This window comes from Vibrio sp. 1562 (genome assembly GCF_033340155.1).
GTDB lineage: Bacteria > Pseudomonadota > Gammaproteobacteria > Enterobacterales > Vibrionaceae > Vibrio > Vibrio alginolyticus.
This window is the reverse complement of the sequence record NZ_JAWOVY010000031.1, coordinates 5464-20066: the sequence shown is the minus strand read 5'-3', so window position 1 is coordinate 20066 and position 14603 is coordinate 5464. Positions and strand designations below refer to the sequence as shown.

General features: G+C 41.9%; 10 protein-coding genes and 1 pseudogene. 5 read left to right on the top strand and 6 right to left on the bottom strand.

Annotated features, from left to right (window positions below; all coding sequences use genetic code 11):
- Positions 1 to 221 precede the first annotated feature (221 nt).
- The 4 genes from R7Z49_RS21265 to R7Z49_RS21250 all read right to left on the bottom strand — a co-directional run bounded on the left by R7Z49_RS21265 (position 222) and on the right by R7Z49_RS21250 (position 3848).
- On the bottom strand, positions 222 to 1274 hold the full coding sequence (locus R7Z49_RS21265; protein WP_318111999.1) for a hypothetical protein: 1053 nt from the start codon (positions 1272 to 1274) through the stop codon (positions 222 to 224).
- Between the two features lie 267 nt (positions 1275 to 1541).
- Positions 1542 to 2078, bottom strand: a complete 537-nt coding sequence (locus R7Z49_RS21260) for a hypothetical protein (RefSeq protein WP_318111998.1) — start codon at positions 2076 to 2078, stop codon at positions 1542 to 1544.
- Positions 2079 to 2211: 133 nt separating this feature from the next.
- A complete protein-coding gene (locus tag R7Z49_RS21255) occupies positions 2212 to 2568 on the bottom strand; it encodes a hypothetical protein (RefSeq protein WP_318111996.1) in 357 nt (118 codons plus the stop codon).
- 473 nt (positions 2569 to 3041) lie between these two features.
- On the bottom strand, positions 3042 to 3848 hold the full coding sequence (locus tag R7Z49_RS21250; protein ID WP_318111995.1) for an HNH endonuclease: 807 nt from the start codon (positions 3846 to 3848) through the stop codon (positions 3042 to 3044).
- Between the two features lie 296 nt (positions 3849 to 4144).
- Between R7Z49_RS21250 and R7Z49_RS21245 the strand changes: the two genes are divergently transcribed.
- Positions 4145 to 4858 carry a hypothetical protein gene (locus R7Z49_RS21245; protein WP_318111994.1) on the top strand — a complete coding sequence of 238 codons (714 nt, stop codon included), beginning with the start codon at positions 4145 to 4147 and terminating at the stop codon, positions 4856 to 4858.
- 399 nt (positions 4859 to 5257) lie between these two features.
- Here the strand turns inward: R7Z49_RS21245 and R7Z49_RS21240 are convergent, their stop codons facing one another.
- A complete protein-coding gene (locus tag R7Z49_RS21240; RefSeq protein ID WP_318111993.1) occupies positions 5258 to 6022 on the bottom strand; it encodes a hypothetical protein in 765 nt (254 codons plus the stop codon).
- A gap of 216 nt (positions 6023 to 6238) precedes the next feature.
- Positions 6239 to 6571: pseudogene (locus R7Z49_RS21230) on the bottom strand (integrase); the annotation flags it as partial.
- A 109-nt stretch (positions 6572 to 6680) separates the two neighbouring features.
- Here R7Z49_RS21230 and R7Z49_RS21225 point away from each other — a divergent pair.
- From R7Z49_RS21225 to R7Z49_RS21210, 4 genes are all read left to right on the top strand, one after another.
- The gene (locus R7Z49_RS21225; RefSeq protein WP_318111992.1) at positions 6681 to 8384 is read left to right on the top strand and encodes a class I SAM-dependent DNA methyltransferase; all 1704 of its coding nucleotides are present in this window, start codon (positions 6681 to 6683) and stop codon (positions 8382 to 8384) included.
- Positions 8374 to 9726 (top strand): restriction endonuclease subunit S, encoded by a 1353-nt coding sequence (locus tag R7Z49_RS21220; RefSeq protein ID WP_318111991.1) that lies wholly within the window; start codon positions 8374 to 8376, stop codon positions 9724 to 9726. Before R7Z49_RS21225 ends, R7Z49_RS21220 begins: the two co-directional genes overlap by 11 nt.
- Positions 9727 to 9790: 64 nt before the next feature.
- Positions 9791 to 10978: a PD-(D/E)XK nuclease family protein gene (locus R7Z49_RS21215; RefSeq protein WP_318111990.1), complete on the top strand. Its 1188-nt coding sequence runs from the start codon at positions 9791 to 9793 to the stop codon at positions 10976 to 10978.
- Positions 10975 to 14199, top strand: a complete 3225-nt coding sequence (locus R7Z49_RS21210) for a type I restriction endonuclease subunit R (RefSeq protein ID WP_318111989.1) — start codon at positions 10975 to 10977, stop codon at positions 14197 to 14199. The genes R7Z49_RS21215 and R7Z49_RS21210 overlap by 4 nt, the downstream gene beginning before the upstream one ends.
- Positions 14200 to 14603: the final 404 nt, after the last annotated feature.

The window sequence follows — 14603 nt, the reverse complement described above, 5'->3', positions numbered from 1 at the left end:
AAATTTACTGAAAGTCTATTTAATGAAAAAAACACATTGGCAACACTCATTGAACTCGCTATCAATGAGAACGTGTCCTCTTTTCTCTTAATCGGTGTGTAGTCTTACTCAGGGACAAAAGCGCCTTAGAGTCTGTAGCCTAAATGTTTATATTTCGAATGTGCTGCCTTAGGGGATAAAGCAGCCCCCGTACAAAGTTCGAAAGCTGCTTTTGCCATTAACTAGTAGTTATGTTGGTTGAAAAACTTTTGAGCTTCTGTCTTCGCTTTCTGCTCCAATTCTTTGCTTACTTTAGGAAGAGATATGCCTGCATAAAGGATGAATACTGGCCCATAATCTTCATCATTATCAGCAATCGATTGGGTCGGGTAATAACCATAAAGGTTGGCTAGCTCGTTCAAAAAAACGAGTTTATATTGTTCACTTTCTTTTGAGGAATGTTCGTATTTTTCCATGAGATTAAGAATAGCTGCTGTATTTCCGCTAAATGCAAGCAATTCCTCATATTGAGTGTCACTATCGACTTCATAAGCAAACTCAATTGCTGGGTAGTAACCTTGTTTAGCCAACTCTCGAATTACCTCTACGTCATCAGTGTTTTCAGCGAGTTGCATCATTGCTTCTTTACTTCCTAGCTCAGCCGCTCTTTTTAGTAGTGATAGATACTCGGATTGAACAGATAGTTTTTCTTCGTATTCTTTTGCAAAGCGGAGAGCGCCCCCTTCCAAGACTTCGCCAGAAATGTACTTCTTATACCAGTAGTCCTCGTGCGGGCCTGCATTATCGTCTATTTCAATCCCATCGAAGTGATGAACAGCATATGAATACGCAGCGGCTGCATTACCTTCATGGCTCAATTTTTCAACTAGTTTCTCACCTAAACTATCTACCATCCATGGTTCGATCTCATTCCAACTGTAGAACTTACAGTTCTTTAGAAACAGGTTATTACGTATATGTAGAAGGACTTGCTCTTCTAATCTTGCATCTGCTAGTACAGCTTTAGACAGCCTTCTAAGGCGATGTCGAACGTTTTTTTCGTTGGTGAATAATAATGGTGTTTCATTGTGTTGGTTAAATTCATCGTCATAAAAATCTGCTTGTCGGCTATCAAGGTCATACTTAGATAGCACGAAACCAGCCTTAATCAAGCTAGCCGCAGATTTAAATCCATAAAAAGATGCAACCACTTCTCTGGATTGACCTAATTTAAGATCCGGTAAGTAATTTTTTAATGATTGATGAAAGGCATGTACGAGTTGCTTATCTAACATGATTAATGCTCCGACTTTTAGATCGACTCCGGGCGCACGTTTAAACCTTTTGAGTCGATATTAATCAGCCAAAGGTCATTAAATTAATTCATTAATAGATAATCATTTATTGAAATGTCTGTTTTTACTCATACGCAAGTAAGGCGGACGCCCCATTACAAGAGTACTCTTCGAATGGGGGATGTCAACAGTCCATAATCAAGACTTAGAAGTGGCCTATAGGGATTTCTATCGTTCCTCAGGGACAAAAGCGCCTTAGTTCATTCATTACTGGTGCCCTTGCCAAAACTCTTCAATTTCCCATAGCGCGCGGCTGCCCATTACTTCTCTGATTGATTGGATCACTTGTTCATATTGATCTGAGGAAAATTTAGACCACTTTGCAAGCTCAGCCTCTTTCCAGCGAGACTTCAGTCCTCCGGTATTGCTTCGGCGTAAAGCTTTCAACAACACGGCATCTATGGGAGGGTGCAAGTCGGCGACCTTTACGTGCGAATCATATCCCCCGCAAACCAAAGCCGATTTTAAGTACATGTTGATTAATTTGGCTGCGACCCCATGAGTAAAAGTCAACCCTATTTTACTCGCTTCAGCAATAAGCTGTTCACGCCATTGGCGGTGCTGTTTATTGATGTCTTCTCTTGCTGGTAGTTTATCTGGATCGTCAACCAGTGTGTCTAGACCTATAGACTCGATAAGTTGCTTACCTTGTTCTACCGTAAACCTAGCCCCTTTAACACTTGACGCTCTAGAAGCTGCCCATGCAGAGAAGCGATGTTTATGTTCAGTTACTGTATATATCATTGATTTAGTTTACTCTATTGGCAATTATTCCTAAGTAGTTGAGTTTCATGCTTTTCACAGTAGAGGCATGTCTAAAAACTTAGGTTTACTAGTGGTTAACCTCTAATTTAGAAATTGGTGTAATAAAGTGTGATCAAGATTTATATGCTGGGTTGTTGTGTGCTCCTTGAGCCACAACAAGTAAAAATAATAATCCCCATGAAGTAATAACAAATATTGAGACTTTTTTATGCTTTGACCAATTGGTGAAAAATAACGTCACAAGACCAACCACAAGACTACCAATGCCCCAAATGATCAAAGCTGCCCCAAATGCGCTCCCCAATATTTCTGCCAATGCTCCAATTGGGTTGGATACTGTGCTAGAGCTAAAAAAAACCAAACAAGTGATATATTGTCCTACTATGTGCCTAGTTAACCTTAACCAAGGTTTGGTTGACTTACGACTGTCTAAACCTGAATCATTTACTTCTTGAGCTTCATTATTCATTAACTCGCCTCGAAGAGATAAAGTATATTTTTTTACATATGCAATTAATGTCAACTAGACGCAATATATTATATATCTAAACACATATGAATGTTGTGTAGCGCACTATTTTTAGAGTTTAGTATGAAAGCTGGAGGTTATGTATTCAGGTCAGCGCCCAGAATCCAGTGGTTGGGCATGAAGTAACAGAGTCCACTTCCTCAATAGAACAATGAGTAGGTAAACGTAAATACGGAATTATGCAGTAGCATAACAAACTAGTGCTCAACTCCGTTCCACTAATGCGGAAGCACGAGCTAAGGCAGCGGGATGACCATTGGCATAAGTTTGCTATACGGTGTTCGGTTTTACGGCTAACATTGGGACAAAAGCGAGCTGGCTAGACTGCACTCCTCACTAAGCAATCTATTCATGGTACAAACGCAGAATTTCAGCCAAGCTCTGGGACAAAAGCAATTTAGTACTAGCCGAAGCTAAACACGTTTTTGGTGTGCTTTATATGTTGATCTCAGTTTCTCAATCGACATTGCAGGCTTTTGGGTATGAACCATTGCGTGACAGTTAGGGCAAAGAGGAATGAGGTCTTGGATCGGATCAATAGTGTGTTCTCCGTTCCGAGAAGCAAGATCGATTCTATGATGGACATGTATATAATTCTTTCCAATTTCTCCATATTCTTGTTCAAAGTTTATAAGGCACACTTGGCAGGTGTAACCATAATGTGCCAAGCATTTACTTCTAGCTACCTTGTCTCGCTCGATTGCCGTTGAAGTTACTGAGTAGCGTCTGCCTTCCTTGTGAATAATGTCTTCTGATTCCTTAGTACCATTACACTTTGCAAGAGTCCACCTAATATTTTCACCTTCAGCAACTCCTGCTCCTGATGCTTGCCAGAGTTGTTCCGGGTTAATGTCCGTTAAAGCTGCTTGGCGTTGATGTGCATAACCTAAAATAGAGTTTACGTTGTCGTAAAAATAAGGGCCAGTCACCTCAAATACATACCTTCTTTTTCTATTCGCTGTAACAATTATTTGGTCACCAATTTCCACTTCTTTGAAGAAATTCCATAAACTTGGCCCTGCCATCATCGCATTGGAAACTGTAGAGCGGATATCTTGTAGTTTCGAAGATATTTCACGGCTATTTATAGGTTGCCATTCAGATAAATCACCGAGATCTGACCAACCAATGGCAATTAGACCGTTACTAATCATTTGTTCTAATGCTTTTTCCGCTTGTGCATGGTGTGCAACTAATCTCCATATTTGCATTTGAGCCATCCCTTCAATCTTGAGCCGTTATCAAATGATATCATTGAAACCAGATCCAATAATGATCGAGAACGTAATCTCGTAAAGGTGTCACAAGGGATTAGTAGATTTCTGCTCACTGCGGGACAAAAGCTAGTTAGTGAAGCCGTACCCATTTTTATTTGAGCGTTGTAACCTGATTGCCTAAGCTAAATATTCTAACTTCATAAGGCATGGAGGCGTCGATTTTGACAATATTTCTTATTGTTACATTGTTTATGCTGATTTTAGCGTGGATATGTTCACGCTGTAACTGGTCAAAATCTGTGATTCAACAAGCAGAACGGTTTGACGTTTGGTTAGTGATAATTGGTATAGCCATGTTTTATTATGCGGATACCGAAAAACGGAGTGCTTACGTCCACAATACAAAAAAAGACATACTCAATTATCAAATTCAGCAATACAAAGAACGCATTCAACATATAGAGCTTGTACTTTCTGAATACAGTCAATTCAAGCGTTCAGGATTGAAATTAACTGATTTAAGTCAACTTTTGAGAGACAATAAGCAAGCTTTCTTAAGTGCTACAGCAGGAGTACCCCAAGCCCCCGATATGCCAAAACAATTCTACTCAAAAGAATTTGTTTCTGAGTACATTGCCAGTGAACAGGGATGGGAAATTATTTGTACTGCACTAGGTTTTAACAACCCTGTACCGGAGGACTATTATAATTTTTCAAGAGATATGTATTGTCAGCTTGAGCCTGAAGGGACGCTGAAATCGTCCTTTTTAGCACAAGCCAAATCAGATCGAATTAGGCTCGTGGAACTTCATACTGAACTATCCGATTGGGAGCCTTATGACGCAGAATCTGAAATGGTACTTCAAGGAATTATTCTCTTGGCTTGGCCATACATTTTGATGTTTGCTGCTCAATTAAAATTGTTTCTCCTATGGCACAGTGCAAAAAACAAACGTAGTCATGTGGAGTTGAATGGGTCTACATATATAGTGCGAGTTAAGGAAAAGGGTTAAAGCATGCTCTGGGCACCTAAAAAAAATGGTCATCGCCTATACTTTGGGATCAAAGCAAGTTCGGACACTAGTAATACCTTCTTACTGGTGTCCTTGGCAACATTCTTCAATTTCCCATAACGCGCGGCTGCCCATGATTAATTGAATCACTTGTTCATCTTGAACTGAGGAAAACTTAGACCATTTAGCAAGCTAAGGCGCTTTCCAACGAGACTTTAGTCCTCCGATATTACTTCGGCGCAAAGCTTTCAACAACACTGCATCTATGGGAAGGTGCAAGTTGGCGACCTTTACGTGCGAATCATATCCCCAGCAAAACAAAGCCAATTTTAAGTACATGTTGATAAATTTGGCTGCGACCCCATGAGCAACAGTTAAAAGGAACATTGCAAACTCTATTTATCTATCACTATTTTCTGAGTTACAAGTACATTTTTTAGGTTTTACTTGATTAGGTTGTGTAGGCAAAGCTTTCAACTCTAGAGGTACAGGTAGAAGAGTCATAAGCCAACCTTTCACTAGCACTTTCGCTGCTTCTAACCCCCTTTCACATACTTTACATTGCGCCTTTAACCTTTCACAATCAGCCTTACGTAAATGACATGCTAGATCCAATACGTCGCAATTGTATGTACAATCTCGATTGCAATCACTACCGCAAATCCTACCAACAACTAAGCTCCAAACTCTATCAAAGGCGCAATTAATATCTAACCCACAATCATTAAGTATGTTTATAGCCTCTTCCTTGATATCATCAAGAACATCACCTAAGGACAATATAGAAAGCTCTCTTTCGGGATTAGTAAACTTTGATACGAAGTCTGAAACCTTGATGGGGCTAGTACTTCTAACTACTGCAACACAATCCTTGTCTAATTCAAACTTAGCTAGTTCAACCTCAGAGCCATCATTAATAACACTAACTATAGTGGTATGTTTACAGGCTCTATTTGGAACGGATAAAACAATGTTCGAATCCATTTGAATATGATGTTCACCATTTATCGAAAGCCCCTTAACAAGAATTGATGTAGAGTCTACATCGCTATCATCTTTAACAGGTAGCCCTAAGATACCATCTTGAGATTCTAAAGCATGTTTAATCTGACCGCTCATCAGAGACTTCATGTCAATAGACATAGATTCTAAATTATTTGGCATATGCAATACCCTTACTCATAAAGTTGTAACGTATATAGAATAGACCACTTAGCGGAAGTTCACACAAAATTTAGTCGACCATAGCGTGCGGAACAACATGGGTGGGAAAGGCTGCTGGATCGGTAATGTTTTCATCGAGCGATTATGCAGAAGTCAGAAATATGAGGAGAAATAATCAAGGCTTAGGTGGCCTATTTGGATTTCTAGCTTTCCTCAAGGGAACACGTAGTCGCTTGGTGTCAGACCATTCAGGATTATCCATTGAGACAAGGTTTGTTGGGTCTTAGGCGTGATCTCGAAGTGCACTTCTTGATGGGTTTTCTGTTGCTTCACAATAGCTCGTGACATCACACACCCACTTCGGCTGACATCTTGCACCTTAAGGTTACGCAGGTCACAAGACCTCAGCTTGCTATCAATGGCAAGATTAAACAGCGCCAACTCAAACAAGCGCTCTTCAAGCTCTAAGCGAATTCGAATCCGCCAAATGTCTTCCAATTTGAACGCTTTCTTCTGTCCAACTCTTTTTCCTTTATTCCAAGCAGCCATAATGTGCTCCTTACTTCATAAAAATCCTTGTTAAGTAAGGCAGAACTCAAGGAAGTTTGCTTAGTTACTGGTATCATAAGGTAAATTTTTCGAATTCAAGAAATCAGCAATGAACGAACAAGAACAACTATTCCTGAAAGAGCTAGAAAGCAAGCTCTGGACAGCCGCAGACAAACTCCGTGCGTCACTCGATGCCTCCCAATACAAACATGCTGTGCTGGGCTTAATATTCGTTAAATACGTGTCTGACGCCTTCACGCTTCGCCAAGAAGAACTAAAACAAGACTTTGCTAACCCTGATCACGAGTACTTCCTCGATCCTGAAGGTTACACGGCTGACGAACTTGAACAAGAAATCGCTATCGAACTGGAACAGCGCGATTACTACAAAGAGAAAAACGTGTTTTGGTTGCCTACTGAATCTCGATGGAAGTTCCTGCAAGACAATGGCCCGATGGTCATTGGTGGTGCGGACTTGGTTATTGATGGTAAGACGAAGAAAATCACTTCCGTTGGTCACCTGATTGATAATGCGTTGGAAGGCATTGAGCGCGACAACCAGAAGCTAAAAGGTGTACTCAACAAGCACTACGCCTCACTAAAGATTGATCAGGCAAAACTGAATGAGCTGATTAACCTAATCGCGACCATTCCGTTTAATCATAAGTCGCTCAACAGCAAAGATATTCTTGGTCATATTTACGAATACTTCTTAGGCCAATTTGCGCTTGCTGAAGGTAAGAAAGGCGGCCAGTTCTATACGCCTGCATCAATTGTTTCGCTGATTGTTGAGATGATTGAGCCGTTTGAAGGCCGTGTGTATGACCCTGCAATGGGTTCGGGCGGTTTCTTCGTGCAATCAGAGAAGTTTATTGAGCGCCGTGCTAACCAAAAAGAGATTGACCCGCTCACGCAAAAACAAAGAATCTCGATTTACGGTCAGGAATACAACTACACCACATGGCAGCTTGCTGCGATGAATATGGCAATCCGTGGCTTGGATTACGATTTCGGTAAAGAGCCTGCCAGTACCTACACCAATGATCAACACCCTGATTTACGTGCCGATTTCATCATGGCTAACCCTCCTTTCAACATGAAAGAGTGGAATACAGGTGTCGATGATAACGATCCTCGCTGGGTATACGGCACTCCACCATCAGGTAATGCCAACTTTGCTTGGATGCAGCATATGCTCTACCACCTTGCACCAGATGGTTCTCAAGCCTTACTTCTTGCTAATGGTTCGATGAGTTCAACCACTAACAACGAAGGCGAAATTCGTGCGACCTTGGTCGAGAACGATTTGGTCGAGTGTATGGTTGCGCTTCCGGGGCAACTGTTTACCAACACCCAGATCCCTGCCTGTATCTGGTTCTTAACCAAAAACAAGAAAGCACGTACCGATAAATCAGGTCGTAAGCTGCGTGACCGTAAAGGTGAAGTGTTATTTATTGATGCGCGCAACCTTGGCTATATGAAAGACCGTGTACTACGTGATTTTACTGGTGATGATATTCAGAAAGTCGCTGACCTTTACCACTCTTGGAAAACAGGTGAAGAAGTTAATGGCGTAGCATATGAAGACCAAGCAGGCTTCTGCAAATCCGTAACTTTGGAAGAGATTAAGAAACACGATTTTGTATTGACTCCGGGGCGATACGTTGGTGCTACAGAAGAGCTAGATGATGGCATTCCATTTGGTGAAAAAATGGCCGCGCTAACCGCTAAACTGAGTGAGCAGTTTGCTGAATCAGCAATGTTAGAAGCCGAGATTAAGAAGAATTTAGCGGAGTTAGGTTATGGCATCTAAAAGTAAGTTTTCATTGCCCCCAAACTTACCGAAGTTACCTGAAGGCTGGTCTTGGAAGGCGCTTGGTGAGTTAGTAAATGACGAAAGAAGTATTTGTTACGGTATTGTTCAGCCCGGAAAGCATGATGAAAATGGCGTACAGATGGTCAACTCTGGGGATATTCTTGATGGATTAAGGGGGCATGAAATTTCGTTCAAGGTTGCTCGGAGTATTCATGAGAAATTTAAACGTTCAACCTTGAAAGGCGGAGAAATCTTGTTAACACTTGTCGGCGCGAATTTTGGAAACGTTTCTATAGCACCAGATGATTATGCAGGATTTAATTGTTCAAGGCCTGTGGGTGTTATTCCCGTACAGTCTGACGCAGAATATATAAGTATTGCCATGCAAACCCCGTTAGTTCGGTACTATTTGAATTCATGGGTAAATACAACAGCTCAACCAACACTCAACCTAAGTGATGTTGCAAACTTGCCAATAGCATGGGCAGATAAGCAGGCTAGGGATTTAGTTGTAAATCACATCAGTGGTGTATCTAAGAAAATAAATGTTAATACTCAGATTAATCATACCCTTGAACAAATGGCGCAAGCCATCTTCAAGTCGTGGTTTGTCGATTTCGATCCAATCAAAGCTAAAATGAATGGCGAGCAACCAGAGGGTATGGATGCGGCTACTGCCTCGCTATTCCCCGAAAAGTTCGTTGAGAGTGAATTAGGTTTGATACCTGAAGGTTGGGATGCTGGAACGGTAGGAAGTGTCACAGCCGCTAAAGGTGGTTATGCGTTTAAAAGCAAACAGTTTGTGGATGAAGGCAACCCCGTTATTAAGATTAAAAATATTACTTCTGCTGGTACTGTAACTACGTCTGATTGCCAGTGTGTCGATGATGATATAGCTAAAACCGCCTCTCGCTTTAAGTTATCTGATGGTGATCTACTCATGGCAATGACAGGTGCTACTGTCGGTAAAAGTGGTATTTATGTCTCTGATGGACGCGATGGTTATTTAAATCAGCGAGTTGCGCGATTTGAATCAAAGGTAGATAGCACACAACCATGTTGGTTTACATACAACCTAGTGAACAAAGATTCTATTTTTGAGCAAATAGTTGGGGCAGCCCAAGGTAGTGCTCAACCAAATATTAGTTCAAAGGGTATTGAACAGGTCAAAACTGTGATTCCCACATTTGATTTGATTAGTAAGTATCAAGAATTAGTTGCTCCTTTGTATGCCAAATGGATATCTAATTTTAGGGAGAATAGCCAACTATCAGAGCTACGTGACACCCTGCTTCCTAAATTGCTTTCCGGCGAAATCGAGTTAGGAGAGCAGAGCTAAAAATAAACATAATAACAGCCTCAGACTTCATTATAAGTACTGGGGCATCATGGGATAAGAGAAAATGGAAAGTTTACTTGTTAACGTCAGTAAATATGCATCAAGCCATCAAACGTCTCCTATAGAAAACTTTATAACTGAGGCTTTTGCTTGGTTACTACGTAATGACTCCGCAGTTAGGGATGCTATGGCTACCTTTGTACACATGAAGGGAAAGGAGCAAGGTCTGCATCTTCCACTTATTGGCAATTCTAATTATTTAGATACTCAAGTCAATTTTGGTGGCAAATACCCAGATATGCTTTGGTACTCTAAAGATCAAACATTCTGTATTGTATTTGAACATAAGATTTGGTCTGAACTTCACGAGGGCCAACTCAATAATTATCGTAAATATGCAGAGGAAAAGCTCGGTAAAGCCTATGTTCTCGTCTTGATTACTGCGCATAGAGGGCAACATAGACAAAATCCTGATCTGGCTTTGTGTTGGTATCAAATTGCAGGTCAGATTGAAAAAATTAGTAGTGGTGATGAAAAAGACAAATGGATAAGGGACGAATTCATTAATTTGTTGAAGAGCAATGGATTAATCAATATGTCACCGATTAACCCTCTCTCCATTTCTTATTACAACGATGCTAAAAAGTTAGATAAACAGCTTTTCGATATTGCACAAAGAACGGCTAACGACGAATGGCCAATTCAGAAATTAGATGGCGACATTTCATACAATAGACCTGCATTGCAACGCAAAGTAGGTGTTAATGAACGATATGGCAAGTATGACGCATGGGGGCGTATTGGTTTAGAGTTTAATAATGTTGCTAAAGAGTATGAAGAAGGGGGATGGAGTCCGGGAATTTTCTGTGGCTTTCTTATTGAGGGAGAGGATCATGGAATGAACAGCCTTATGCCGAACGAACCATTAGCAGTCTTGATTATGGATATTGATAAGCCTCTACATGCCGTAATTGAAACTAGTGCTCATTATAAAACACTGGTTAGTGGACTTACTCCGCCAATGGGGTGGTATTTAAGTGACCGAATTACTGAGAACAAGAACGAAAATCCATGGCACCCGCTCGTTTTTTACCGCACCCTCTCTGATTTTATTGGCAATGCGGTAACGCTTGAACAGCAAAGTGAGACCTTCTTTAAGCAGATGAGCGAACTTCAGCAAGTACTTCTTAATTGCGATTCATTTGTTCTCTTTTGCAAAGAAATGCATCTCCGGCATGAGGAAAATGTATGATCACAGAAGACCAGCTAGAACAACAATGCCTTGATTGGTTTAAAGAGCTTGGCTACCAATACAAAAATGGCTATGACATCGCACCGGATGGCGACACACCCGAGCGTGAAAACTATCAGCAGGTCACGCTACAAGCACGTTTAGTGTCAGCATTAGAAACGTTGAATCCTACTGTACCCAGTGACACCTTAATCGAAGTAGCGAAAACCGTTGCCACGCCGCAAACGCCTGTACTGATTAAAAACAACAAACTCTTTCACCAATATTTAATCGAAGGTGTACCTGTTGAATACTCGGTAATGGAGCAAGAACAATGGGTGAGCAAGCATACTCATGTTCGCTTAATTGATTTTGAGAACCATGAGAATAACGAATTCTTAGTGGTCAATCAGTTCACCATTACAGGCACCAAGGTCAATCGCAGGCCTGATGTCGTGGCATTTATCAATGGCTTGCCTTTGGCAGTGATAGAACTGAAAAACCCTGCCGATGACCACTCCGATATTTGGAACGCTTACAATCAAATCCAAACTTACAAAGAAGAAATCGCTGATCTCTTTGTGTTCAATGAAGCGCTGGTCATTTCTGATGGCTGGACGGCGCGAGTCGGCTCGTTAACGGCTAATAAAGAGCGCTTTTTGCCATGGAAAACCATCGAGGACGAAGACGATAAGCCGTTACTCGAATTCCAATTAGAGACCATGGTGCGTGGCTTCTTTAAGCCTGAACTGTTGCTCGATTATATTCGTTACTTTGTGTTGTTCGAAAATGATGGCGACAAGATCATCAAAAAAATCGCAGGTTATCACCAATTCCATGCCGTCCGAGCTGCTGTTAAGGCAACCGTCACGGCTGCCACAACGTCTGACCAAATTACTGAGCCACGGGCAAATTACGCCAATACCGTGGTGCCCGGAAGTAAAAAAGCGGGCGTGGTTTGGCATACTCAGGGAAGTGGAAAAAGCATTTCGATGGTCTGTTACGCAAGTAAATTGTTGCAACAACCAGAAATGAATAACCCAACCTTAGTAGTGGTGACTGACCGTAATGACCTAGATGGCCAGCTATTTAACACCTTTACGATGGCGCAAGAAACGCTAAAACAGATTCCTCAGCAGGCAGAAGACCGTGACTCATTGCGCGATTTACTTCTTAATCGTCAGTCCGGTGGCATCATCTTCACTACTGTACAGAAGTTTGCTTTACTCGACGAAGAAATGGCGCATCCTACCCTTTCTGAACGCTCGAATATCGTGGTGGTGTCCGATGAGGCACACCGTAGCCAGTATGGCAACAAAGCTCGCCTAGTAGATGTTAAAGACGAAGATGGCAATGTGATTGATCAGCGTTATGTTTATGGTTACTCCAAATACATGCGTGACGCGCTGCCAAATGCCGCTTTTATTGGTTTTACAGGTACACCGATATCGATGGACGATAAAGATACTCGCGGTGTCTTTGGTGATTATGTTTCTATCTACGATATTCAAGACGCGGTCGATGACGGCGCGACAGTGCCGATTTATTATGAATCTCGCTTAGCCAAGCTCGATATTAATCAAGATGAAATCGAAGCACTTAACGATCAGGTCGAAGAGGAAATTGGCGAAGACGAAGAAACGGAAAGTCGCGAGAAAATAAAATCACAGTGGTCAGCACTTGAGAAACTAGTTGGTGCGGAGCCGCGAATAAAACAAGTTGCCCAAGATTTGGTAGAGCATTTTACGACTCGTTGTGAAACCTTTCCGGGCAAGGCAATGATCGTTGCCATGAGCCGCGAGATTTGTGTGGATTTATACGATGCCATTGTGGCTATCAAACCCGAATGGCATAGCGATGATCCAAACAAAGGCGCGATCAAAATTGTTATGACAGGCAGCGCCGCTGATAAAGCAAAAATGCAGCCTCATATCCATGATAAGAAGACCAAGAAGCTTTTCGAGAAACGCTACAAGGATACCGATGACGAATTGCAACTGGTGATTGTGCGAGATATGTGGTTAACAGGTTTTGATGCGCCTTGCTGTCATACCATGTATATCGACAAGCCAATGAAAGGCCATAACCTGATGCAGGCGATAGCGCGTGTGAATCGTGTGTTTAAGGATAAGCCCGGAGGTTTAGTGGTTGACTATATTGGTATTGCCAATGAGCTTAAAAACGCACTTAAGACCTATACCAACAGTCAAGGGAAAGGTCAGCCTACCGTCGACACCGCCGAAGCTTTCGCTGTCTTCATGGAAAAAATAGACGTGATTCGCGGCATGTTTGCCACTCCCGTCGATGGTGATGTATTAAACTATCGTCCAGATTTTGAAACCAAACCACTGCAACTGCTTCCGGGAGCCGTGAACCATATATCTGGTCTCTCACACCGCAACAGCAAAGGCGAAGAAGTTCGTGATGGCAAACGCCGTTTTCTTGATGTCATGGCAGCGCTTATGAAAGCCTTCTCTCTGTGTAATACCTTGGATGAAGTGGACGGCTATAAGAGCGAAATTGCGTTTTATGGAGCGATTAAAACAGCATTCCTAAAACATTCTACGGTTGACAAAAAACGCAGCGACGAACTACGCAACTCTGCTTTGCGCCAGATCCTCAACAATGCAATTGTGGCAGATGGAGTCGATGACATATTCAAAACCGTTGGCTTAGATAAGCCCAATATTGGCTTGCTCTCTCCTGAGTTTTTGGAAGATGTCGCCAATATGAAAGAGAAGAATTTAGCCGTAGAACTGCTAGAAAAGCTGCTGCGCGACGAAGTGAAAGCAAGAATGAAAAACGATGTAGTGCAGGAAAAGAAATATTCCGACCGTATTATGTCGACTTTGCAGAAATATCATAATCGCAACATTGAAACCGCGCAGGTGATTGAAGAGTTGATCCAGTGGGCTAAAGAGATGCAGGCTGACGCTGAGATGATGGAAAAGCTGGGGCTTTCCACTGATGAAATTGCGTTTTACCGTGCATTGGTCACGAACGAGGCTTCCGTGCGAACGTTAGGCGATGACAACCTACGCCAACTAGCCATTGAACTCACTCACCAACTGCGTAAGTCCGCTACTGTAGATTGGCAGAAACGAGAAAGCGTGCGTGCACGGATGCGTAACCTTGTGCGTCGTTTACTGCGTCGCTGGAAATACCCACCTGATGCGGCTGAAGAGGCGATTAAGCTGGTTCTGGATCAAGCAGAAGTATTGGCTGATGGATGGTATAAGTAACTAAAAAGGCATGGGTTTTCCCTTGCCTTTTTATATAGCCTAATTTAGACATCACTCAGGAATTGTTTAAGCCGCTGAATTTTTCACTAGTGAAAATTCTGCCATCTCACGGTATATCTCAGAGAAACTGTTAAGCCATCGACTTTTTCACTAGTGAAAATTCTGCCATCTCGCGATACACCTCAGCGAAATCGTTAAACCATCGACTTTTTCACTAGTGAAAATTCTGCCATCTCGCGCTATATCTCAGCGAAACTGTTAAACCAGCGATTTTTTCACTAGTGAAAATTCTGACATCTCACGGTATATCTCAGAGAAACTGTTAAACCATCGACTTTTTCACTAGTGAAAATTCTGCCATCTCGCGATACACCTCAGCGAAATCGTTAAACCATCGACTTTTT

Excerpts from the sequence above, each read along its gene's own strand:
- R7Z49_RS21265 (WP_318111999.1), bottom strand. The coding sequence starts at position 1,274 with ATGTTAGATAAGCAACTCGTACATGCCTTTCATCAATCATTAAAAAAT.
- R7Z49_RS21260 (WP_318111998.1), bottom strand. The coding sequence starts at position 2,078 with ATGATATATACAGTAACTGAACATAAACATCGCTTCTCTGCATGGGCA.
- R7Z49_RS21255 (WP_318111996.1), bottom strand. The coding sequence starts at position 2,568 with ATGAATAATGAAGCTCAAGAAGTAAATGATTCAGGTTTAGACAGTCGT.
- R7Z49_RS21250 (WP_318111995.1), bottom strand. The coding sequence starts at position 3,848 with ATGGCTCAAATGCAAATATGGAGATTAGTTGCACACCATGCACAAGCG.
- R7Z49_RS21240 (WP_318111993.1), bottom strand. The coding sequence starts at position 6,022 with ATGCCAAATAATTTAGAATCTATGTCTATTGACATGAAGTCTCTGATG.
- R7Z49_RS21225 (WP_318111992.1), top strand. The coding sequence starts at position 6,681 with ATGAACGAACAAGAACAACTATTCCTGAAAGAGCTAGAAAGCAAGCTC.
- R7Z49_RS21220 (WP_318111991.1), top strand. The coding sequence starts at position 8,374 with ATGGCATCTAAAAGTAAGTTTTCATTGCCCCCAAACTTACCGAAGTTA.
- R7Z49_RS21215 (WP_318111990.1), top strand. The coding sequence starts at position 9,791 with ATGGAAAGTTTACTTGTTAACGTCAGTAAATATGCATCAAGCCATCAA.
- R7Z49_RS21210 (WP_318111989.1), top strand. The coding sequence starts at position 10,975 with ATGATCACAGAAGACCAGCTAGAACAACAATGCCTTGATTGGTTTAAA.